The sequence below is a fragment of the Prolixibacteraceae bacterium genome, assembly GCA_019720755.1.
GTDB lineage: Bacteria > Bacteroidota > Bacteroidia > Bacteroidales > Prolixibacteraceae > Halosquirtibacter > Halosquirtibacter laminarini.
Genome location: CP081303.1, coordinates 4,000,282 through 4,023,191, shown reverse-complemented (window position 1 = coordinate 4,023,191; position 22,910 = coordinate 4,000,282). Strand labels below are relative to the sequence as shown.

Here is a 22,910-nt window from a genome sequence, read left to right as displayed (position 1 = left end):
GGAGGAAATATTTCCTCCTTTCTGCTTTATAAACCTAAAATAATAGTGAGTATTTAAAGCAACTGATAAACAATAAAATATCGATGATGTAGTGGATACATTCTCTTTCTAATTCATCTACAGTCCCTTTAATTATTTAGAAATACTGCCTTCGTTAATAGACAAATACAGGGCTTGTTCATGAAATTTAAGCAGCGAAGACATCGTGTATTTTATCAGTATTGTGCACAAGTTCTTCTCTTAAAATATTTAAGTTGTTGTAACTATTTATTTCCATTAACTTACTGCATATAAATAACATAATAGAGGATATCGATTTTTGCAATCCATGATCTAAAGACTTTAATTTGTCTTCTCCAAAATTAACATCACGAATACGATTCATTATTTCTATTTTCCAATGACCTCTAATAGCTCCAGCAATTTCATCGATTTTCCCATTATAATTTGTGATATAATATCGTGTTTCTGTACTCCTTTTATCTCTCTTTACATTATAACTCTCTCTTGTCACTTTAATCATATTACATATGCCACTATTACACCATCTAGGATCTAACATTTCTGTATTTATTGGGTATATTTCGTACTTCCTAGAGTCTATTCTTCCATGTGACTTGTCTATTTCTGTCATCACATCATCTACTTTTATATGATTGGATGTATGTACTAAGTCATCCTTTAATTTCTGCTGATTGGACTTTATTTGAGTTAAATAGAATCGACTATTTTGGTGAATATTAGACAACAGATTTTCTGAATTATGCATTGCATCTAGTGTTACCTTTGCCTTCTCTGGCAACTCAAGAATATGATCATAAACAATGTTCTTTTCACTCTCTTTTGTTCCATCATAAAAGCCTAATAACTGCTGTATATTTGTGTTATGACCAATAGAATAAACAATACTTAACCCTCTCTTTTTATTGCTTTTAGAATCTATACTTCCTCGAAGTTCCTTCCCATCAATAGATATCCATTCTGTAGAAGAGTATACTTCATCACAAATTGTCAAAAAGGAATCATAATCAAATTCAGATAGGATTCTTGTTAACTGAACTCGACTTATACAACTGTCGATATCTTTATGCAAACAGATACATAGTTTCTCGTAATGACGAACCATATTGCGATGAATTTTATTCATACTTAGATGACCATAACTTGTCAGAATTGAGATAATAAAAAGAGTGATAACAAAAGCCAATTCGTGCTTAAGTCCTACATGACTCCTATTATCTACCAATTTGACTTGTAATTTCTCATAAAATCTTCTAATTTCGGCACTTGAAAGGTCGTTATCCATAATTTATATCTGTTTTTACAAATCCAAATATAATATGAATAGTCGACCTTTTCTCATATAAATAATTCATGAACAAGCCCTGAATCTAGATATATACTTCGAGGAAGTTACTTTGAGAATAAACAGCTTATAAAAGAGATGTTCTTTATTCTTCTTATTGCAATTGTGTTACTCTATTTTATACTAGCCGCCCAGTTCGAATCCTTAGTTCAACCTCTCTTGGTATTGATAGAGATACCTATTGACCTAACAGCAGTTTTAGTTGTTTTGTATTTAGGTGGTAGCTCAATCAACTTGATGAGTATGATTGGTATGGTGGTTATGTCTGGAATTATTATCAACGATTCGATTTTGAAGATAGATACAATTAATCGTCTTCGTCATGAAGGTTATGGCTTGGACGATGCCATACACGAAGCGGGTCTAAGACGTATAAAACCAATAGTCATGACGAGCCTTACAACCATTTTAGCGATGATTCCTTTCCTTTTTGGAGGAAGCTTAGGCACTATATTGCAAAAACCATTAGCCATTGTGATTATAGCAGGAATGATTTATGGAACTTTCATAAGCCTTTTTCTTATACCTATTTTATACAGACAACTTTACAAATAATAGGAAGAAAAATATCATCATTTCAATCTATTGGAAAGACTATTATTGACACTAGAATAGGTGTATACAAAAACACAGTAGGCGATTATAGAAGTAATATAAGGATAATTAAATGGTTCAAGATGGAATTGAATCATTTTAATATAGGAAAGATCACACTAGTTTATTGGTCACGTAAGTCACTACATAGCAGATTATGTATAAATAACAGGGAGATATACTCCATCCTTAAGAAATAGTGAAACTTATTTTTTGCACCCTATATTTTTCTTCATGAACAAATTATGGCGTTAATATAGAGCATTGGGGTTATGGTTTAAACTCAAAGTTAAAGATAATAGAGGGGAATATATCAGGGCAAATGTTATGAAAAAGACAAACAGTATACCGTAACAATAATTAATATAAGCACATATTAGATCAGTAATTGTCTGTGATAACACTTTGTTAATAAGGTATAGTTTCTCATAAAACATCTATTTTATAACATATTCGATCTTAAACTAGATCTGTTTTAAATTAAAAAATCAAGTATATAATATTAACATTTAATTCAATTAGCTAAAAAGCATTGAATTTATAGGTGCTATTTATTACTTTTGCTTATCAAACAACAACACACATAATATCATTTGGTAATATGAAGCATAATTCGAAAACAATCTTGGAGCTAATTTTTGAACTAAAGTCTAAGTGTACAGAAATAGATACCGAGATTATGAAAAAAATGAACCTATCCCAATCTGAACTCCAGTTCTTCACAATATTGAAGCAATGTAATAATATTACAAGCTCCGAGTTAGGGAAAAAAATGAACCTATCACCATCAAGAGTGAGCAGGATCGTTGATCGATTGGTTTCAAATGATTTTTTAGAAAGAGCTACTTCCTCAATAGACAGAAGAGCAATCACACTAAAATTAACATTTAAAGGAGATAATATCGCCAAAGAGATCGATAATGTTCGAAATAGTTGTAATGATCTTATTGAAGATGCACTTACATCTGAAGAACTAGAAGCATTTTCATCCTCTTTAAATAAGATAGTAGAAGTAAATCCTTAAGGAGAATAAAAAAAGATCCAATTGTAAAATAACACGATTGGATCTTTTTCATTATTCAATGATAAATTTTATATCACCATTATTTTCATGGAGACAGAAGATACTACCTTCATTTTCTGTATTTCAAAATTAGCACTTTTATAGTTTGGTCCAGATGATTTCATTTCAATAGCATCTGCTGCCATATAATTAACTCGAGCAGCCCTTGCATATGTGTTGCTATAGTTATTTACATTCACATTCATAATTCTGACAAATTTAAGACCAAGCGCATTAATAATCATCGTTCCCTTTTCTTTAGCCTTCACTGCTGCTTTAACCGCCAGTTGATTCCTAATCTCATCTAAGTTTCCATAATCGTAACGACCAAGAGATGCTGTTAGGTACTTCATCTGAGAAAACTCTAAGAATAGATTGTCAAGAATAGTAAAGTCTGTTACTTCCAATTCATATTTTCTCGTTTCAGAAACACCTATTTGAGATTTTCTTTTGGTTACCATCTTGTTATCCACAGAAACAACTTTAAGGTTTTTTCTAGGAATATCATATGCATCCAATAACTTAATACACTCATCCTCCATTACCTGAATTGGCTTTCCATCCTTCATCTTTGGTAATTTAACCAACTCGAGGTTAATAAATACCTTCTTTGGGAGAACCAACTCTTCAGCATCACTACTTACATCAATAGTACCGCAATCATTATCATCGTGACTAGAGTTACTTGCATAAGTAAAGGACACAGAAAACAGAACTAGAGATAAAACTAATAATATTCTATTCTTCATAAGAATTCAATTTTAAATTAAAGGATCACAACACAACACTTGTTTTAATCATAAAACAAACTTTATGCCACAAATAGCTTTTCAATGGAGATGCACATTTAATTAAGTCCCCAAATGCGATTAAAATATACTATAGCCCCTTTTTTTAATTCCCCTATTTTCTGTACCTCAGTCCATTCTGCGACAATATTAGGCTCCTTAAACACTGGCCAACCATCACGATCGGTTGTCACCTTGGTTATTCGATTCATTTCACATAATAGAGTAGCAGTTCCCAAGTAGATAAGATTTAACTTCTCCTCTTTAGTGTACTCTTTAAATCCCCATCCACGTTCACGAATACCTATTAACATAAATACGCCATTTTCGTCAAGGTCTAGTCGAAACATCTCACCCAAACGAAAACATAACTGCGTCCAATTCTGTATCTTCTTTTTTGATTCTGTCATAATTTTCTTGTTTAAACATATTACTTCGTGATAAACAACAAGAGACAAAAATATCCTTTTTAAACATAGAAATAGTCAATCTTTTCAATGTTTTGTTTTTCAATATATCTAAATGTATAAAAAAACGTCAGTATAGTCTCAGAAAGAAAAAAGATATAAACAAAAGTTGTACATTTGTAGTATCAATTAGAGTCTAATTTCTCACAATTTATTGAAAAGAGAAAAGGTCATAAATACAATTAAACTGTAAAAATCAGTCTCCATCAATTCATTATAAATTTGATATTTTTATTCAATATTATAGTGAAAATAAGGAGAGTTATTGCAAAATATATCGTAGGATGAAAAGAACATTGATCAAAGAAATCCTTCTTTCGGGAGAAGCTGGTACCGAAGTAAATATTAAAGGATGGGTAAGAACCAAAAGAGGTAGCAAAAGTGTAAACTTCATTGCAATGAATGATGGTACTTGCTTGGGTAATTTACAGGTAGTAGCAGACGTTGCTTCTTTTGACGAAGATACATTAAAAGACACCACTACAGGTGCTGCTCTATCTGTAACAGGTAAATTGGTAGCATCACAAGGTAGCGGACAGTCTGTAGAAATTCAAGCAGAGAAAATCGAGGTTCTAGGAACTGCTGATCCAGAGAAGTATCCTATCCAGCCAAAGAAACATACTCTTGAGTTTTTGCGTGAAAATGCTCATCTAAGAATGCGTACGAATACATTTAGTGCAGTTTTCCGTATTCGTCATGCGATGATTTTTGCAGTACATAAATTCTTCAGCGAGAAAAACTTCTATAATATCCATACTCCAATTATCACAAGTTCTGATGCCGAGGGTGCTGGTGAAATGTTTAGAGTTACAACACTTCCTTTCGATGAGACCCCAAGAAATGAGGAGGGAGAGGTAGATTATAGCCAAGATTTCTTTGGCAAATCAACCAATCTTACTGTATCGGGACAGTTAGAAGGCGAGCTTGCTGCAATGGCTCTTGGACAAATTTATACTTTTGGACCAACTTTCCGTGCTGAGAATTCTAATACTTCTAGACACTTAGCTGAATTTTGGATGATTGAACCAGAGATGGCATTCGCCGATCTTAATGACAACATGGATCTTGCAGAAGAGTTCTTGAAGTATTTGATTCAATATGCTTTAGACAATTGTAATGAAGATCTTGAGTTCCTTGCAAAACGTCAAGAAGAAGACGAAAAGAACAAGCCGAAAGAGGAGCGAAACATGAATCTTATCGAAAAGCTTCAGTTTGTAGCAGACAACGATTTCGTTCGTTTGACATATACAGAAGCAATAGATATTCTTCGTAACTCAAAACCAAATAAGAAAGGTAAATTTAAATATCCTGTAGAAGGTTTTGGAACAGACCTTCAGAGTGAGCATGAAAGGTATTTAGTAGAGAAGAAATTTAAGAAACCTGTTATTCTTACAGACTATCCTGCAGATATCAAAGCATTCTATATGCGTGTAAACGATGATAACAAAACCGTTGCTGCTATGGATATCTTATTCCCTCAAATTGGTGAGATTGTTGGTGGATCACAACGTGAAGAGCGATTAGATGTTCTAGAAGCAAAGATGGATGAAATGGGAATCCCTAAAGAGGAGATGAGTTGGTATATTGATACTCGTCGTTTTGGAGGAGCACCACACGCTGGTTTTGGTCTTGGATTTGAAAGACTTATTTCCTTCGTTACAGGTATGGGTAATATCCGTGACGTAATACCTTTCCCACGTGCACCAAAAACATGTGAGTTCTAGTATTAAAATAACGTTATAAATTGTAAAGGTGAGATATCATATTGATATCTCACCTTTATTGTTTTCAACAATTGTGAACAACTCACAACAAGAGAAATACTTTTCTATATATAGACCTAAGGATTAACACGTTTCCCTTTCTCATATAGAGATATCTTATACAGTTTTGGCCAATATTTACCTGTCACATATAATGATTTTTCTTTTTCATTATATGCAATTCCATTCATTACATCTATCGTCTTTTTGGAAGATATTTGTGCCGAATTAGTTAGGCCCGTTAATGATATGATTGCAACCACTTCTCCTGTTTGACTATCAATTTTAACAATATCTTCAGTGGTCCAAACATTGGCATATATATACCCTTTGACGTACTCTAACTCATTCAAATAAGTAAATTCTCTAGAGTTCGAGAATACTTCAATACGCTTTGTCTCTTTAAAAGTAGAAGGATCAACAAAATAGAGTACAGAAGAGCCATCGCTCATAATCAAAGATTCTCCATCATTAGTTAACCCCCATCCCTCCTTGTTTGGAAAAGTAAACTCCTTAATCTTCTTCATATCAGAATCACGATAGACAAAAGCCTTCTGTTTTTTGTAAGTCAACTGATATAGATTACCATTTAACAATGTAACTCCCTCTCCAAAATACTCTTTATCCAAGGAGACAGAGTCTACCACTTTGTTCGTAGTAAGGTCTATTTTATAGATACCAGAAGTACCATGTTCCCCAGTACTTTCATACAAAAGACCGTTATTAAACTCTAATCCCTCAGTAAAATGGCTTTGATAATGAGTAAAAGTTTTTTCCACTTTATACTCTATCTCTTGAGGTTTCTTAGAAGAAAATAGAACAATCTCTTTGTTTGTCACACCTAATTTACCATTATCCTTTAAAGCCTCTATTGTCACTCTATTACGTCCTAGACGTAAAGATTCTAGAGGTAACTTTATTTGACAATCAAAATTTTTCAACTCTTCTAACTTTTTCCCATTCAACAGGAGTGTAGCTTTTGTTACTTTTCCTCCTTTAGGGAGGACTTTAATACGAACAAAAATATCACTTCCTAAAATAGCCTGTTTTTTCATCTTTACCACTGGTACAGGTTTTCTTGTATTTGATGTTGTTTTACATGAAGTAAAACCACTCCACAAGAGAAAAAGAAATAGTGCGAAATATTGTATTCTTATGTATCTCATCCGAATTTTCTAATAAGTTTCATCATTGAATGTCATAAAGATAAAAAAGGTGTGACGTATTTAAAAAATATGATTTCCTTTATTTCTTTTGATATAAAGGAAATTTAAAAGTTACTTTTGTGCTTTGTTCAAGTAATCTTATTGATATCTAAATATATGAGTACCATTAAACGATTGGCTGGTCAAACAGTGATTTATGGATTAAGTTCCATACTTCCTAGGTTTCTAAACTACTTTCTTGCACTATTTTACACAAGAATTTTTCTACCAGCTTCATTGGGGGAGATAACCAATATGTTTGCTTGGGTGGCCATCCTAATGGCATTACTTACTTATGGAATGGAGACCGCTTTTTTTCGTTATTCTTCAAAGGATAAGAAGAATCAAGTTACAGTATTCACCACTTCATTTGTTACACTTATAATGACCTCATCCGTATTCTTTGTATTGGTCACACTATTTAATGTACCTATTGCAAACTATTATGGATATCAAAACGCAGAACAATATGTTAGATGGTTATCTTATATTTTAGTATTTGATACCCTCGCAACGATCCCTTTTGCAAAATTAAGATTAGAAGGCAGACCCGTCAAGTTTATGATCATTAAATTATTGAATGTGATCATAAATATCTTTTTTAATCTGTTCTTTCTTGTGTTATGCCCTTGGCTTACAACAAACCATCCAGACAACATTCTCCTTCAACTTTACAGTGAAAACATAGGGATAGGCTATGTACTGATTTCTAATGTAATAGCATCCCTATTCACATTGATCGTTCTTATTCCTGAGATGCAAGTTTCATTAAAACAATATAATACAGCCTTACTAAAAAAATTATTGATCTATGGATTGCCAATTTTAGTAGTCTCTTTTGCAGGCATGATAAATCAGAATATCGACAAGATATTATTCCCTAAACTGTTTAAACCATATGAATCGGCAATGTTCCAATTAGGGATATATGGAGCAAACACCAAGCTAGCAGTCATTATGACTCTATTTGTACAAGCATTTAGGTATGCTTTTGAACCATTCTTTTTTGCAAGACAGAAAGAGACTAATGATAAAAAGATATATGCAGATATCCTTACCTATTTTGTCATTTTCTGTCTTTGTGTATTTTTAGGAATCACATTATATATCGACCAAATAAAGATTATTATCGATCCCAACTATTACGATGGGTTGCATGTCGTTCCATACATATTAATCGCAAACATGTTTCTTGGAATCTACTATAATTTATCTATTTGGTATAAATTAACAGATAAGACCTATTATGGGGCATACTTTTCAGTAGGAGGTGCTATCATCACGATAATTATCAATATTCTCTTTCTATCAAAATATGGATATGTAGCTTCTGCAATAGCACAGGTCGTGTGTTTTGGTGCCATGGTTATTGCGAGTTATTACTTTATGAGAAAGAGCTATCCTATAGATTATCCTGTAAATAGAATCATCATTACAATGATTTTTGCATTTGTTCTATATTTTTGTGGGAAGCATTTACCTTCTGAGACAAGCTTCATAGGATTTGTTCTTAGAGGATTTACTATCTTAGTATTCCTAATTGTAGTTCTCTATCCTGAATTAAAAACATTTTTATTGAAACAAAAAGGTAAGTAGTTTGTGCCATATCTGATATTGGCATGATATATGTTTTATTGTAAACGCAAAAAATAAATATATGACAACGGTTAAAATAATTAATAAATCGAATAATTCACTTCCAGAATACGGAACTGCTAGTGCTGCAGGAATGGATCTTAGAGCAAATCTTGAATCTCCGATCACTTTAGCCCCTCTTCAAAGAACTTTGGTACCAACTGGTTTGTTTATTGAGTTACCAGTGGGATTTGAAGCACAAGTTCGTCCTCGAAGTGGATTAGCGATCAAACATGGGATTTCTGTTCTAAATAGTCCTGGTACTATCGATGCCGATTATAGAGGAGAGATTTCAATTATTTTAGCAAACCTTTCTAATGAATCATTTGTAATTGAAAATGGTGAGAGAATTGCTCAGATGGTCGTTGCAAAACATGAAGTGGTAAAATGGGAAGAGGTTGAAATACTTAACGAAACGGATAGAGGTGAAGGGGGTTTTGGACACACTGGTAAAAAATAATTTCACAGATACTCCTACCGAAAAATAATTTGAATATGAATAAGATACAACAAATAGTCTTTGGTGCAACCTTTATGCTTGGGCTTATCTCTTGTAGCACAAACAAGGGGATAACCTCTTCAAAGAAAGTTGACACAAAAAAAACACAGATTGAAACAAAGCTCTCTGAAGAGATGAGCTTACAGTTTGAATATCTGTTTATTGAAGGACTTAAACAAAGAATGCTTGGTAATTTTGAAGGTGCAACAGCCCTATTTTCAAAATGCCTAGAAATTGATCCTAAGTCCGCAGTATCTATGTATGAATTAGCAACAATACATATTGCTAAAAAAGACATTACGAGTGCACTAGGACTTCTTGAAAAAGCTTATAAACTAGAGCCAGGCAATGATAGCTATGCAATGCTCCTTGCACAAGTATACGAGCAAAGAAAGCGTTATGACTTGGCTGCTGACATATATGAACAACTTGTTGAAAAGTATCCAAGCAATATCGATTATATCTATAGAAATGCTGCACTTTACACCTCTTCAAATCAATATGAGGCTGCTTTGGATATGTATAATAAGCTAGAGAAAGAGATGGGACTTAATGAGAGAATATCTGTAGCCAAAGAGCAGATATATCTTGCAATTAAGAAGCCTAAGAAGGCTCGTCAAGAGATACAACGACTTATTGATAGTAATCCTACAGAGACCAAATATTATGGTCTTATGGCGGACTTATACCTTAAAGAAAATAACAGAGAAAAAGCACTTGAGTATTACAATAAGGTACTTGAAATAGATCCTAAAGATGGATTTGTTCATATCTCTCTTGCCAACTACTACAGAGAAGGAAAAGACAACAAAAAAGCCCTTTTTCATATCAAAGAAGCAATGAGAAGTACCACATTGGATATCAATACAAAGATCCAAATGTTTCTTCTTATAACCTCTACAAAGAATAATTTTGGCATTAGTGACAAAGTGAAAGAATCTATTCTTGAGGATATGATTGCTGCAAATCCTAGCGAAAGCAAACCACATGCTCTATATGCCGAATATCTGATACAACAAGAGAAATATAAGAAAGCAGATGAGCAGTTTCGTTTTGCAATAGATCTTGAAGGATCAAACTATATATATTGGGAAAGAATCATCATGATTGACAACCAATTACTAGATTGGGATAAGATGAAAGTCGACAGTGATGAAGCGATAAAGAGATTTCCTGATCAACCTCTTCTTTATGTCTTTAAGTCTCTAACATTTCTTCAAGACAAAATGTATAAAGAGATGATCCCTCTTCTAGAAAAAGCAGAATCAATCTCGACGGTGAGTAAATCAACCCTTTCTCAAATCTATACTTATAAGGCAGAAGCTCTTTATAACCTAAAGAAATACGAAGAAGCATGGAAGGCATTTGATAAAGTCATTGAAATTGATCCAACCAATTATATGGCAATGAATAACTATGCTTATTACCTCTCTTTAAAAAATGAACAGCTAGAGAAAGCAGAAAGGTTAGGAGGATTGGTTGTGGAGAAAAACCCTGATAATCCAACTTATCTAGATACTTATGCATGGGTTCTTTTTATCAAGAAGGATTACCGATTGGCGAAATTCTATATGAATATGGCGATAGAAAATAATAAGGATAAAAACCCTACATTATTCGATCACTATGGAGATATTCTTTACTTCCTAGGAGATATTGAGAAAGCTGTACAGAATTGGGAAAAAGCTAAAGATGGAGGTGTTGATTCTCCAATATTAGAAAAGAAAATTAAAGATAAGAAATACTACAAAGAGTAGTATTTCTTATCTATTTTGTGAATGAATATTATTAGTATCGTTGTGTCAAAGTTTTTGAATTCAAAAATATATCTGTTTGTTATCTTGTTATCAGTTCTTAGTAGTTGTCGTTCTACTAAAGAGTTGATGGTTACAGATCTTTCTTCCAATAGTAACAATACAGAGTTAAAGAAGATGAGCACTTCTCGTCTTATGAGAAATGTAAGAAATAACGAGAGTTATTATGAAACATATGGTGCAAAGAAAGCTCTAATAGATTTTAATTATAAAGGGAATAAGAATGCAATCTCCGCTTCTTTTAAATCCAAGAAAGACAGTGTAATAATCATTACTGCACAAAAAGGGATCTTTCCTGTTGGTAAGTTGCTAGCAACTGAAGACACGATTATCGTTGTGAATGTACTTGGTAGAGAAACAATACACGCTAACTTTGAGAAGGTAGAGAAGGTCATTGGAGTCACAGTATCTTTAGAAAAGCTTGAAAATATTTTTTCAGGAAACCCTTTTACTCTTCAAGAAGATATCAAAGGAAGGATACTACGAAAATACAAGAGCTATACAGAAGGTGGTTACTATGTACTAAGTTCGATAAAAAATAACACAACAAAGAGAGAAAAGAACAATAAAAGAAAGAAAAAGATAGTTGTTAAAAAAGACTTTAAAGTTTACGCAGGGAATAATAGAATCGAAGAACGTCTTTATTTCGAACCAACGCACTTCAAGTTAAAGAAAGTTGTTTATAAGAATCTAGACACTCATGTCTCTACCAATATCAACATTGATAAATATGTCAACATTGATAATTCATTCTTTCCTTCTGTCGTAACAATTTCTTCATTTAAGAATAGTACCCCTATTTTTAACATGAGAATACGTCTATTTAAGATTTGGAAAGACAAAGAAAGCTCATTTAAATTTTCGGTTCCAACATCATACACGAACAAAGTATTAAAGTAACTATGCGAAATAACCCTCTTCTTGGATTTATAATATGGTCATTGTTACTATTAGTATCTAGTAGAACAAATGCCCAAGACGTAAGAACAATCAAAGAGAACAAATCAAAGATTGTAAGAGAGTTAAAGACTACACAAAAAATGCTTTTAAAAGCACAAAATGATGCAAGTACTTCGCTTATACAACTTAAACTACTCAATAATAGAATTGAAAAAAGACAAGTTCTGTTAACGGAATACAATAAGAAGATAAGCTTATACAACGAGTTTATCTCTGATCATAGGTTTGTTGTCAACTCACTTAAAGAAGATATTTCTCAAACTAAAAGTGCCTATTCTGAATTTTTAAATAAAGTAGGATTAAAGAGTTTTGTTATGAAGGATCACTTTATTCCTTTTACGTTTAAAGACTTTGTTGATCTTTACAAAAAAGAGGGAGAAACAGCTCAATATCAAAGAGTCCAACTAGAGAAAATTCATCTTATCAACTCCTTATCAAGCACTCTTTCAGAAAGCATTACACTTTTCGAGAAAAAAAAGAGAGAAGTGGTGTATTTGAACAACAAAATTACTCATGAGACATCGATACTCAACAACGAACTTGAGATTGAAAACTCCTTTTACAATAGCCTAAAGAGTAAGGAAAAAGAGCTTAAAGCAATCGTTGATCAACAGAAAAATATTGCTTATAGGCTCCAGAGCGAGGTGTATGCGACGAATAGAAAAGATAGCTCATTTGATATTAACACACTAGACTATAGTTTTGAAAAACAGAAAGGAAAGCTTGGTTGGCCTGTTCAAGGAGAGATCATAGATCACTTCGGTCTTCATCGACATCCCGTGATGAAAAAACTAAAAGTCAATAACAAATGGATTACGATATCAACAAGCCCTAAAGAAAAGGTGAAATCCATATATAATGGTGTAATTACTGGAGTAATGGCAATAAAGAATGGCAGATTGTCTGTTTTTGTTAGACATGGATCCTATATCACAGTCTATTCGAACCTAAAAACTGTTTATAAAACAAAACAGCAACAGGTTAAAATAGGGGAGCCTATAGGAGAAATATACACTTCACAAGGAGAGGATCACAATTCGATTCTTAAGTTTCAAGTATGGAAGATGACCGATTGTTTAGATCCAGAATTATGGCTTAAGACATCCTCATAAATAAATAAGGGCAGCAATGATGCTGCTCTTATTTAGTCTATTGTGCACTCTCTTCAAATGTTTTGCGATAGAAGAGTAACAGTATCGCAATACCTACAGAAATTGCTGAATCAGCAATATTAAAAACAGGACTAAAAAACAGGAAATGTTGTCCTCCGATACGAGGTAACCAACTAGGGAAGTTTCCTTCTAGTAGGGGGAAATAGAGCATATCCACCACCTTTCCATGAAGGAACGTTTCATATCCACCACCTGCAGGAAACATCGTAGCTACCTGTCCAAAACTATGATCGAAAATCATCCCATAAAATGCGCAATCAATAATATTACCCATTGCACCAGCCAAAATCAATGATATTGATATTACGGCCCCATTAGGGATCCCCTTCTTAATAAGTTTATTTAGATAAACGATAATTGCTATGGATGCAATTACTCTAAAAACAGTCAAAAAAGGCTTTCCATATTTGCCTGCAAATTCGAGTCCAAAAGCCATACCATTATTCTCGACAAAATGAATCAAGAACCAATTACCAAAAACATGAAATTCATCTCCTAAAGACATATGAGTCTTCACCCATATTTTTGATACCTGGTCTATGACCAATATAAGAAAAACAACAAATATTGCGATTTTACGTTTTGACATACCTATATAATATTAAAAAAAAATCCGAGGAGTTATACCTCTCCTCGGACTCATTAGTTTATTATGAAAGACGTTACTTTCTGTTATTTTTTGCATCAATGCTTAAGGTTGCATGAGGAACAGCTAGCAATCTCTCTTTGGCAATCAGTTTACCCGTTTCTCTACAAACACCATAGGTTTTGTTTTCTATACGGATAATAGCTGCCTCAAGATGCTGAATAAACTTTTGCTGTCTTTGAGCTAATTTACCAGCCTCTTCTTTTGATAAGGTTGCTGCCCCTTCTTCTAAAACTTTAAAAGTAGGAGAAGTGTCCTGCGTGTCGTTACCATCTCTTTGGGTAATGGCATTTTTGTACAACTCATAATCATTTCTTGCCTTGTCTAATTTTTTTAGAATCACAGTTCTAAACATTTCAAGGTCTTCATCTGAGTATCTTACTTTTTCCACCATATATCTTAAAGGTTAAGAATAATTTTATGAGTTCTTAATTAGATTTGATGCACTAATTTAGTAAAATAATCCATAAAACGATACGCAACGTTTGATGCAAAGAGTAATATTACACTCGCTTAACATCAATTTTAGTAAACACTCCTGTTTCAATCTCCACCTCTTGGGCATTGTCTGAATTGACCTCATCAAGAAGCACTAATTCAGAGGCCAAAGTTTGTTTCGATATATATTCAGCAAAATTTCCTAAAGCTTTATCAAACAATTCGTGTCTTTGTATCTTCAAAATTACCTTATCTGTAACATCAAAGTCACTCTCTTTTCTAATATTCTGAATACGGTTAATAAATTCACGAGCAATACCTTCCTCTTTTAAAGGTTCAGTAACTGTGATATCAAGAGCAACAGTCAAAGCTCCTTCATTAGCAACCAACCATCCTGGAATATCTTCAGACATAATTTCTACATCCTCTAATGTCAAATCCACTTTCTGATCTTGTACAAACAACTGATAATTACCATTTGTTTCAAATGTATTAATATCATCTTGAGAAAGTGTTTGAACAGCAGCCGCAATTCCTTTCATTATCTTGCCATATTTAGGACCTAGAGTCTTAAAGTTTGGCTTGATTTTCTTCTTAATAAAACCAGAATTAGCAGCAATATATTCTACTTCTTTGATATTCACTTCCGTTAGAATAATATCCTTCACTGCTTCAAATTGAGACTCAAAATCACGATTTAGAACAGGAACCATAATCTTCTGTAGAGGTTGTCTTACTTTCAACTTCTCCTTACGACGAAGACTTAGAACCATTGAACAAACTTTCTGTGCAATCGTCATACGTTCTTCGAGCTTCTGATCAATCAAGCTATCATTTACAGAAGGATAGTTTGCAATATGAACTGAACCCTCTTGGTCTTTCTTTGTGATACTATTCAAGTCACGATACAGCTGGTCCATAAAGAAAGGAGCAATAGGTGCCGAAAGTTTCGCTATAGTAGAAAGACAAGTATAAAGAGTTTGATAAGCAGAGATCTTATCTTGATCATACTCACCACCCCAAAATCTCTTTCTACAAAGGCGTACATACCAATTCGAAAGATTTTCAGAAACAAAATCGTTTATTGCACGACCTGCTCTCGTAGGTTCATAAGCCTCAAGAGCTTCATTCACCTCTTTCACCAAGCTATTCAGAAGAGAAAGAACCCAGCGATCAATCTCTGGTCTATCAGCCATCTCAATTTCTGCTTCACTATAGGTGAATCCATCTATATTGGCATAAAGAGAGAAGAAACTGTATGTATTATAAAGAGTACCAAAGAACTTTCTACGAACTTCTTCCACTCCATTTACGTCAAACTTAAGGTTATCCCAAGGCTGAGAGTTTGTAATCATATACCATCTCAATGGATCAGAACCATATTTATCGATAGTAGTAAAAGGATCCACAGCATTACCCAAACGCTTAGACATCTTATTTCCTTTAGCATCTAATACCAACCCGTTAGAGATAATATTTTTAAATGCTACAGAATCATTGATCATCGTAGAGATAGCATGAAGGGTAAAGAACCATCCACGAGTTTGATCCACTCCTTCCGCAATAAAGTCAGCAGGATAAACCTCTCCAAAATTCTCTTTATTCTCAAAAGGATAGTGCATTTGAGCAAATGGCATAGCCCCTGAATCAAACCATACATCGATAAGGTCTGTTTCACGAATCATTTTTTTACCAGACTCAGAAACAAGAAAAATATCATCTACATAAGGACGGTGAAGATCAATATTCTCATAGTTCTCTTTTGTATACTCACCTACAATAAACTTATCGTATGGATTTTCTGACATAAAACCAGCCTCAATAGACATCTTAATTTCTGCCATCAACTCCTCTACAGATCCGATACATTTTTGTTCTGTCCCATCCTCTGTTCTCCAAATTGGAAGGGGAGTACCCCAATACCTTGATCTAGAAAGGTTCCAATCAACCAAGTTCTCCAACCAATTACCAAAACGTCCTGTACCTGTTGATTCTGGTTTCCAGTTAATCGTTTTATTCAACTCAATTAAACGATCCTTTACAGCTGTTGTTTTAATAAACCAACTATCAAGTGGATAATACAAGATAGGCTTATCTGTTCTCCAACAGTGAGGATAGTTGTGAACATGTTTTTCTACTCTGAAGGCTTTATTCTCCTTTTTCAACATTACTGAGATATCCACATCCAATGTAGCATCTTTTTCAGTAAGTGTTGGGTCATAATCATTTTTCACAAAACGACCAGAGAACTCACGATATAGATTAGAGTCTACGTATTCAGCAACCCAAGCAGAATCAAGATTCTCTATAGGGAAAAGGCGACCTTGTTTATCAACCATTGGTTGTTGTTTGCCCTCTTTATCCAAAAGAAGCATAGGAGCGATACCTGCAACTTTAGCAACACGGTCATCATCGGCACCAAAAGTAGGAGCGATATGAACAATACCAGTACCATCTTCTGTCGTCACATAATCACCTAAGATCACTCTAAAAGCATCCCCTTCAGGCTTCATCCAAGGAATTAACTGCTCATAACGTATTCCTTCTAAGTCTGTACCTTTATACTCAGCAACCACCTTAAAAGGAATATTCTTAGCGCCAACTTCATAACTATCAAAGTCTAGTTCTTCATTCTTCTCAGGGAAGAATTTACGATACAAGTCTTTCGCAACCATAACAGAAATAGGAGCTCCTGTATAAGGGTTGAAAGTTTTCACTTGATAGTAAGTAATATTTGGTCCAACAGCAAGAGCTGTATTTGAAGGAAGAGTCCATGGAGTAGTAGTCCAAGCCAAGAAATAAAGAGGCTCATCTCCAAAGAAACTTTCAGACTTGTCATCACGAACAACCTTAAACTGACCAACGCAAGTTGTGTCTTTTACATCTCTATAAGTTCCTGGTTGATTCAACTCATGAGAACTTAATCCAGTTCCTGCAGCAGGAGAGAAAGGCTGAATAGTATAACCTTTATATAGTAAACCTTTGTCGAACAAAGATTTTAGAAGATTCCAAAGTGTCTCAATATATCGATTATCATAAGTAATATATGGATCATCCATATTTACCCAATATCCCATTTTATGAGTAAGATCTTCCCATAGATCAGTGTATTTCATCACTTCTCTACGACAAGCAGCATTATACTCTTCAACAGTAATTTTTTTACCGATATCTTCTTTTGTAATACCAAGAGTTTTTTCCACTCCTAATTCAACAGGAAGACCATGTGTATCCCAACCTGCTTTACGTTTCACTTGAAAACCTTTCATCGTTTTATAACGACAAATAAGATCCTTCAAAGAACGAGAAATAACGTGATGAATACCTGGTTGTCCATTTGCAGAAGGGGGGCCTTCGTAGAAAACGAAAGTAGGTTTCCCTTCTCTTGTCGACATACTTTTATGAAAAGTATCATCATTCTCCCAAAACTTTAGGACGTCTTTATTGATTTGAGAGAGATCGAAATTTTTATATTCTCGAAACTTATTACTCATGATTTATATGGTATTACCTCAATTTTTATCATTATATCTTACAAAGATATAATTTTTTTCTATCCTAACACCTTGAACAATTTGACCCATAAGCGTTTTGGATATACAAAAATAAAAATCATACCACAAATGCTAATTATTCAGCAACATATCCGTATGTCGTTTTAAAAAATCCCGTTTATAGTAGTCGTTATCCACGATGTTTCCATTCCAAACGACAATATCCAAATCAATCGTTCTAGGACCGAATTTTGGGGCAGATCGATCACGTAATAAAGTGTCTTCAATCTCTTTAAGAAAAGTGTTGAAAGCATCTTGACTAAACCACGTCTCCACAAGAAGTGCGGCATTATGAAATTTACTTTGATCCTCAATACCAATAGGATCTGTTATCTCTACTTTTGTAATGTCCAATAAACGATGCTTTAACGAAAGTAATAATATAGCACTTGGAATATTATGGTCAGGGGAAATATTAGATCCCAGTGAGATAATTACCTTATTCATGATTATTTTTCTTTAACGATAGTAACAGACACAGAATCAGCAAACCTTAAAGCAAAAGGCTTTTCCACTTCCACTTCAACCGACTCCACACGAGAATCTGATAAAACGATATCCGCAATATTATTAGTTAGTTTTTCAAGAAGTAAAAACCGATTCTCTTCAACAAACAATATAACCTGTTTGGTAATCGACTTATAGTTATATATAGAAGAGACATCATCCGATTCAAGTTTTTCATGAAAAGGCACTTGTATCTTTATATGAACATAAATATCCTGCTTCTTCTCTTGTTCTTCTTTATTAAAGCCAATATATGTTCTTAAGTGAAGTTTTTGAATACGTATTTGCATTTATTATTATTTTTAATTCAAATGTTCTCCGCCATTGCAATAGATAATCTGCCCTGTACACCACCTGTTCTCTATAAAGTATGTCAGAGTAGAGAGAATAGAAACAATTCCTGGGGATATTTGTAATGGAGTATAGAGAACCTCATTCTTAAACTGATCAGAAGAGCCATGTACAGATGGTAATATCATTCCTGGTAAGATTGCATTCACCCTAAAATTTGGAGCCAATTCTAGTGCCATCATTTTAGTCGCATCCAATAGAGACTTTTTCGATAATATATAAGACCAATATCCACTATCATTTCGAGTCACTGCCTGATCTACAATGGTAATCACCTGACCTTCGACCACTTGACCACAAAACCATTTGGTTATTAACAATGGTTGAAAAAGGTGAATACTGTAGTTATTCTGCAAAGATTCATAAGAAAGCGTTGAAAAATCATCCTTATTAAATATCGACGCATTATGTATTAATAGGTTTACAATAAGACAATTATTCGAACAGAATTGGGAGAGATCTTCCACAAAACGAGGACAACGAAGGTCTCCTTGAAATTCATAAAATTGTAAGTTTTCATATGTTTCTACGAGATCTTGTTTTAAATTATCGACCCCTTTTCTATCTGTATTGTAATGTAGAATAAGAGAGTAGCCTAGCGAAGCCAATCTTAAAGAAACTTCACGACCTATTCTTTTACTACAACCTGTAACTAAAGCAAGCTTATGCATAGCAAATTGTTTTATTATCACACATCATAATTATAAAACAATAGTGAACAAATAAAAGTTCTTTCAATCATCAATATAGGAGAGGTATAAGTGACTATTCTTTTGATAATCAAACATGTTGCAAAACACGCAATGAACATTAAATAGGAGGAGTTTTACCTTTTTTTTATCTTTTTTTCTCCAACCTTTTATTATACATTTACAATTATATCTAATTGATCCAAACAAACTAATACTATGAAGAATTATATTCACCCCCTACAAGAAGAGTATGATTTATCAACATTTACTTTTTTTAAGTCTCTATCTCCTGATGAGCTATTCTTATTAAATGATGAAAAATCTACTAGTCAGTATAAAAAAGGAGATGTCATCTATCATGAAGGTAAAAGACTTACAGGTTTTTACTGTATTATGAGTGGTGTGCTTAAGATTATAAAAACTGGTAGTGATGGTAAAGAGCAAATCATTCGTTTTGTTACCAAAGGAGATATCATTGCTTACCGATCTCTTCTCAGTAAAGAAGGAGCTTGTACTACAGCGAAAGTAATTGAGCAAGCTGTATTGGTACATGTTCCATACAACACCCTTACATCGATTCTATCTACAAACCACAAATTTGCTTTAAGTACCCTTCAAGTAGTTTGTAAAGAGTTGAAAGATGCAAATAACTATATCACAGATATTGCACACAAGACAGTGCGTGAAAGAGTTGCTGAAGTACTAATCATGTTACGCGAAAAGTTTGGTGTAGACAATAACAACATTCTACAAGTATCTCTTACAAGAGAAGAGATTGCCAATATGGTTGGAACTGCCACCGAGTCTGTTATTCGACTTCTATCAGAATTTAAACATGATAGTATCATAGAGATTAAAGGTAGAGAGATTAAATTCGTCAATCTACCGAGGCTTACCCGAATTGCTAATATGTAGGCTATCCAAAGTGACTAATCGATAAACCAACGATCTCCATAAAGATAGTTGGTTTATTTTTTTATCCCTTATCAATAAGAACCTTAGTCTATTTTTAAAGATTGTATTCTCTTTATTAGAACTGAAAAGAGAATCCTTTCGGACTCTCTTTATCATATTCAATTAAAATATACGATTAAATCGCATCTTTAGAATATTTCACGAAATCACGGTATGCTTTGGTAATATTTACCGAGTGGAACATAAGGTTCTTCGACTCCGATAAGATATTGAAAAATAACACAGAATTACGTGTATTAACCTCTTTACTCTTAATTCGTTTAATCTGAAGTTTCTCTAAAGAAGACATATACTCTACTACTTCCACTCGTGAAGAAATAAGCTCATCAATTTTATCAAATCGCTCTTCTTTCACAATATGAATCACAGCATTATAGAAATCGTTTACTCTATTAACTAGTTGAATTAACTCTTCTGTTTGAACCTCAGTAAACGGTCGATGATTGTTGCTAAGGTGTTCGTATAATGGAGTAATGATATAGTTCATTGAATGAGACAACTCCCTTAAATAGTCAACAATTTGTACATAATAGTGACCTGTCTCGACAGAATCAGCCTGTAGTCTTAGTACCACACTATTCACATTATTTTTCCACTTCTTCGTTTTTCTATCCAAATAGGAAACTTCTCCCATGACCTCCTTGATATTCTTTCGATCCTCATTCAAGAAGTTCTCAATAGAAACACTATAACCTTTAGAACTAATCAGAATAGAGTTGGTAACACGCTGCTTACTCTTCTCTAAAACCTTCGTAGTTTCCAACACTGGTTCTGAAAGATCTTCTTCTTCTTCTTCTTCCTTATCCAATTTATTACTCTTAATTGTAGACTTCACAACCAAGAAGATAGCCAAACCAAGGAAAACAAATATAAAAGCTTTACCCCCTACACTAATAGTAGCTCCGATGATAGCAGAACTTGTAAATGCTACAATAGCAGTAAGAAACCATCCTCCAATCACTGTAAATACACCTGAGATACGATAAACAGCAGACTCTCTATCCCATGCCTTATCAGACAAAGAGGTACCCATAGCTACCATAAAAGTAACATAAGTTGTAGACAATGGGAGTTTGTATGATGTACCAATAGAAATTAGAATACTCGCAACAACTAAGTTTATTGAAGCTCTAATTAAATCAAAAGAGGTCTCTTCATCACTCTTATCGACCTTGGTAAAACGTTTTCTAACACGACTCTTAATCCCTTCAGAGACAACACATCCTAACCCCTTAGATAAAGACATCGATGATCGAACAATAGCTCTTGAGGTAGCAGAAGCTTCAAATTTCTCCTCAGACTCTCCTTGATTTGATAGACTTAGAGAGGTCGCAATCACTTTCTTAGCCTTCTTTGAAGTGATCAGCGTGACAATCATGATAACACCTGCAATCAACAACATATATGTATCTGTCTTAACAGGTTTTGTTAATGCTTCCATTGTCATTGCATCGGGAGCTAAACCTGAGTCTCTCCAAGCATTAAACGATTCGAAACCAGCCAATGGTACACCAATGAAATTAACAAGGTCATTCCCAGCAAAAGCCATCGCCAAAGCAAAAGTTCCTATTAATACTACGATCTTTAAAATATTTGTCTTCTTAAAGATCATTGAGATTAACTGTAGTATAACAGTGCATACCACAAAGCAGGCAACAATAATTGTAGAAGTGTTCGACTTGATATAAGCTATATGTTCCGGAGAAATCCATGAAGCACCTTTTGCACCTTTAATCAGAATAAAGTATGTAATAAAAGACAAACAGAAGCCTCCAAATATAGAGCCATAATATTTTATTTTCTTACCATAATCAAATGAAAAAATAAGTCTTGTTATCCATTGGACAATGGCGCCAATAGAAAACGCGATCACAACAGAGAAAAGGATACCAAAAATAATAGCCAATGCTTTGTCTGTGTTGATATATTGGTTGATATCTGAGATAGACTGTCCTAGATTGGAGATCTTGACTAATGCTACAGCAACAGAAGATCCAAGCAATTCGAAAACAATAGATACGGTCGTCGAAGTAGGCAGACCAATAGAATTGAAGACATCTAAGAGAATAATATCAGTAATCATAACCGTTACAAATATGATCATTATCTCATTAAACATGAACATATTAGGGTTCATGATTCCTTTCCTTGCAACCTCCATCATTCCGCTTGAGAAAGTGGCCCCAACTAAAATTCCCACACTTGCAACAGCAAATATAACCCATTTAGGTGCAGCTTTTGAACCAATAGCAGAGTTCAAGAAGTTGACTGCATCATTACTTACACCGACAATAATATCAGAAATAGCCAATGCAAATAGAATGACAACCAACGTAATGTAAAACGTTTCCATGAATGTAATTGATTAATTTTGGTTTTTGTTTTTAACTACTGCAATAACCTCTTTTTAAATTACTCGAA

Annotated in this window: 20 protein-coding genes; 9 read left to right on the top strand and 11 right to left on the bottom strand. The window is 33.7% G+C overall.

Features of this window, described 5'->3' with window-relative positions; all coding sequences use genetic code 11:
• Window positions 1-187 precede the first annotated feature (187 nt).
• Window positions 188-1,306 (bottom strand): ISAs1 family transposase, encoded by a 1,119-nt coding sequence (locus K4L44_15995; protein ID QZE14009.1) that lies wholly within the window; start codon window positions 1,304-1,306, stop codon window positions 188-190.
• A gap of 138 nt (window positions 1,307-1,444) precedes the next feature.
• On the opposite strand from K4L44_15995, the gene K4L44_15990 reads away from it, so the two are divergent.
• Both K4L44_15990 and K4L44_15985 read left to right on the top strand, forming a co-directional pair.
• Window positions 1,445-1,921, top strand: coding sequence for an efflux RND transporter permease subunit (locus tag K4L44_15990; GenBank protein ID QZE14008.1), 477 nt, complete (start codon window positions 1,445-1,447; stop codon window positions 1,919-1,921).
• 640 nt (window positions 1,922-2,561) lie between these two features.
• A complete protein-coding gene (locus K4L44_15985; protein QZE14007.1) occupies window positions 2,562-2,984 on the top strand; it encodes a MarR family transcriptional regulator in 423 nt (140 codons plus the stop codon).
• A 68-nt stretch (window positions 2,985-3,052) separates the two neighbouring features.
• Here the strand turns inward: K4L44_15985 and K4L44_15980 are convergent, their stop codons facing one another.
• Together K4L44_15980 and K4L44_15975 are read right to left on the bottom strand one after the other, a co-directional pair.
• Complete coding sequence (locus tag K4L44_15980) at window positions 3,053-3,772, bottom strand: SIMPL domain-containing protein (GenBank protein ID QZE14006.1); 720 nt, start codon at window positions 3,770-3,772, stop codon at window positions 3,053-3,055.
• A 98-nt stretch (window positions 3,773-3,870) separates the two neighbouring features.
• Window positions 3,871-4,221, bottom strand: coding sequence for a hypothetical protein (locus tag K4L44_15975; GenBank protein ID QZE14005.1), 351 nt, complete (start codon window positions 4,219-4,221; stop codon window positions 3,871-3,873).
• Between the two features lie 341 nt (window positions 4,222-4,562).
• On the opposite strand from K4L44_15975, the gene asnS reads away from it, so the two are divergent.
• Window positions 4,563-6,002, top strand: a complete 1,440-nt coding sequence (gene asnS, locus K4L44_15970; protein ID QZE14004.1) for an asparagine--tRNA ligase — start codon at window positions 4,563-4,565, stop codon at window positions 6,000-6,002.
• Between the two features lie 116 nt (window positions 6,003-6,118).
• Here asnS and K4L44_15965 read toward each other — a convergent pair whose 3' ends face one another.
• Window positions 6,119-7,207 carry a glutaminyl-peptide cyclotransferase gene (locus K4L44_15965; GenBank protein ID QZE14003.1) on the bottom strand — a complete coding sequence of 363 codons (1,089 nt, stop codon included), beginning with the start codon at window positions 7,205-7,207 and terminating at the stop codon, window positions 6,119-6,121.
• Between the two features lie 156 nt (window positions 7,208-7,363).
• Here K4L44_15965 and K4L44_15960 point away from each other — a divergent pair, with 156 nt between their 5' ends.
• The 5 genes from K4L44_15960 (at window position 7,364) to K4L44_15940 (ending at window position 13,266) form a co-directional block, all read left to right on the top strand.
• Window positions 7,364-8,842, top strand: a complete 1,479-nt coding sequence (locus K4L44_15960; protein QZE14002.1) for an oligosaccharide flippase family protein — start codon at window positions 7,364-7,366, stop codon at window positions 8,840-8,842.
• 61 nt (window positions 8,843-8,903) lie between these two features.
• Window positions 8,904-9,341: a dUTP diphosphatase gene (gene dut, locus K4L44_15955; GenBank protein QZE14001.1), complete on the top strand. Its 438-nt coding sequence runs from the start codon at window positions 8,904-8,906 to the stop codon at window positions 9,339-9,341.
• A gap of 35 nt (window positions 9,342-9,376) precedes the next feature.
• A complete protein-coding gene (locus K4L44_15950; protein ID QZE14000.1) occupies window positions 9,377-11,137 on the top strand; it encodes a tetratricopeptide repeat protein in 1,761 nt (586 codons plus the stop codon).
• Between the two features lie 21 nt (window positions 11,138-11,158).
• On the top strand, window positions 11,159-12,094 hold the full coding sequence (locus K4L44_15945) for a DUF4292 domain-containing protein (GenBank protein QZE13999.1): 936 nt from the start codon (window positions 11,159-11,161) through the stop codon (window positions 12,092-12,094).
• Between the two features lie 2 nt (window positions 12,095-12,096).
• Window positions 12,097-13,266, top strand: a complete 1,170-nt coding sequence (locus tag K4L44_15940) for a peptidoglycan DD-metalloendopeptidase family protein (protein ID QZE13998.1) — start codon at window positions 12,097-12,099, stop codon at window positions 13,264-13,266.
• 37 nt (window positions 13,267-13,303) lie between these two features.
• On the opposite strand, the gene K4L44_15935 is transcribed toward K4L44_15940, so the two are convergent.
• The 6 genes from K4L44_15935 to K4L44_15910 form a co-directional block, all read right to left on the bottom strand.
• Window positions 13,304-13,915 carry a lipoprotein signal peptidase gene (locus K4L44_15935; protein QZE13997.1) on the bottom strand — a complete coding sequence of 204 codons (612 nt, stop codon included), beginning with the start codon at window positions 13,913-13,915 and terminating at the stop codon, window positions 13,304-13,306.
• Between the two features lie 73 nt (window positions 13,916-13,988).
• Window positions 13,989-14,366, bottom strand: a complete 378-nt coding sequence (locus K4L44_15930) for a TraR/DksA C4-type zinc finger protein (protein ID QZE13996.1) — start codon at window positions 14,364-14,366, stop codon at window positions 13,989-13,991.
• A 109-nt stretch (window positions 14,367-14,475) separates the two neighbouring features.
• Window positions 14,476-17,904, bottom strand: coding sequence for an isoleucine--tRNA ligase (gene ileS, locus K4L44_15925; protein QZE13995.1), 3,429 nt, complete (start codon window positions 17,902-17,904; stop codon window positions 14,476-14,478).
• 132 nt (window positions 17,905-18,036) lie between these two features.
• Entirely contained in the window at window positions 18,037-18,414 is a 378-nt protein-coding gene (gene folK / locus K4L44_15920) for a 2-amino-4-hydroxy-6-hydroxymethyldihydropteridine diphosphokinase (protein QZE16023.1), read from the bottom strand.
• Complete coding sequence (locus tag K4L44_15915; protein QZE13994.1) at window positions 18,414-18,761, bottom strand: FolB domain-containing protein; 348 nt, start codon at window positions 18,759-18,761, stop codon at window positions 18,414-18,416. Before K4L44_15915 ends, folK begins: the two co-directional genes overlap by 1 nt.
• 12 nt (window positions 18,762-18,773) lie before the next feature.
• Window positions 18,774-19,493 carry an SDR family NAD(P)-dependent oxidoreductase gene (locus K4L44_15910; protein QZE13993.1) on the bottom strand — a complete coding sequence of 240 codons (720 nt, stop codon included), beginning with the start codon at window positions 19,491-19,493 and terminating at the stop codon, window positions 18,774-18,776.
• A 237-nt stretch (window positions 19,494-19,730) separates the two neighbouring features.
• Here K4L44_15910 and K4L44_15905 point away from each other — a divergent pair, with 237 nt between their 5' ends.
• The gene (locus K4L44_15905) at window positions 19,731-20,429 is read left to right on the top strand and encodes a Crp/Fnr family transcriptional regulator (GenBank protein QZE13992.1); all 699 of its coding nucleotides are present in this window, start codon (window positions 19,731-19,733) and stop codon (window positions 20,427-20,429) included.
• 175 nt (window positions 20,430-20,604) lie between these two features.
• Here the strand turns inward: K4L44_15905 and K4L44_15900 are convergent, their stop codons facing one another.
• Window positions 20,605-22,842, bottom strand: a complete 2,238-nt coding sequence (locus K4L44_15900) for an inorganic phosphate transporter (protein ID QZE13991.1) — start codon at window positions 22,840-22,842, stop codon at window positions 20,605-20,607.
• Window positions 22,843-22,910: the final 68 nt, after the last annotated feature.

Excerpts from the sequence above, each read along its gene's own strand:
- K4L44_15985 (QZE14007.1), top strand. The coding sequence starts at position 2,562 with ATGAAGCATAATTCGAAAACAATCTTGGAGCTAATTTTTGAACTAAAG.
- K4L44_15965 (QZE14003.1), bottom strand. The coding sequence starts at position 7,207 with ATGAGATACATAAGAATACAATATTTCGCACTATTTCTTTTTCTCTTG.
- ileS (QZE13995.1), bottom strand. The coding sequence starts at position 17,904 with ATGAGTAATAAGTTTCGAGAATATAAAAATTTCGATCTCTCTCAAATC.
- dut (QZE14001.1), top strand. The coding sequence starts at position 8,904 with ATGACAACGGTTAAAATAATTAATAAATCGAATAATTCACTTCCAGAA.
- K4L44_15980 (QZE14006.1), bottom strand. The coding sequence starts at position 3,772 with ATGAAGAATAGAATATTATTAGTTTTATCTCTAGTTCTGTTTTCTGTG.
- K4L44_15950 (QZE14000.1), top strand. The coding sequence starts at position 9,377 with ATGAATAAGATACAACAAATAGTCTTTGGTGCAACCTTTATGCTTGGG.
- K4L44_15905 (QZE13992.1), top strand. The coding sequence starts at position 19,731 with ATGAAGAATTATATTCACCCCCTACAAGAAGAGTATGATTTATCAACA.
- K4L44_15995 (QZE14009.1), bottom strand. The coding sequence starts at position 1,306 with ATGGATAACGACCTTTCAAGTGCCGAAATTAGAAGATTTTATGAGAAA.
- K4L44_15990 (QZE14008.1), top strand. The coding sequence starts at position 1,445 with ATGTTCTTTATTCTTCTTATTGCAATTGTGTTACTCTATTTTATACTA.
- K4L44_15910 (QZE13993.1), bottom strand. The coding sequence starts at position 19,493 with ATGCATAAGCTTGCTTTAGTTACAGGTTGTAGTAAAAGAATAGGTCGT.
- asnS (QZE14004.1), top strand. The coding sequence starts at position 4,563 with ATGAAAAGAACATTGATCAAAGAAATCCTTCTTTCGGGAGAAGCTGGT.
- K4L44_15900 (QZE13991.1), bottom strand. The coding sequence starts at position 22,842 with ATGGAAACGTTTTACATTACGTTGGTTGTCATTCTATTTGCATTGGCT.
- K4L44_15940 (QZE13998.1), top strand. The coding sequence starts at position 12,097 with ATGCGAAATAACCCTCTTCTTGGATTTATAATATGGTCATTGTTACTA.
- K4L44_15945 (QZE13999.1), top strand. The coding sequence starts at position 11,159 with ATGAATATTATTAGTATCGTTGTGTCAAAGTTTTTGAATTCAAAAATA.
- K4L44_15915 (QZE13994.1), bottom strand. The coding sequence starts at position 18,761 with ATGCAAATACGTATTCAAAAACTTCACTTAAGAACATATATTGGCTTT.
- K4L44_15960 (QZE14002.1), top strand. The coding sequence starts at position 7,364 with ATGAGTACCATTAAACGATTGGCTGGTCAAACAGTGATTTATGGATTA.
- K4L44_15935 (QZE13997.1), bottom strand. The coding sequence starts at position 13,915 with ATGTCAAAACGTAAAATCGCAATATTTGTTGTTTTTCTTATATTGGTC.
- K4L44_15930 (QZE13996.1), bottom strand. The coding sequence starts at position 14,366 with ATGGTGGAAAAAGTAAGATACTCAGATGAAGACCTTGAAATGTTTAGA.
- K4L44_15975 (QZE14005.1), bottom strand. The coding sequence starts at position 4,221 with ATGACAGAATCAAAAAAGAAGATACAGAATTGGACGCAGTTATGTTTT.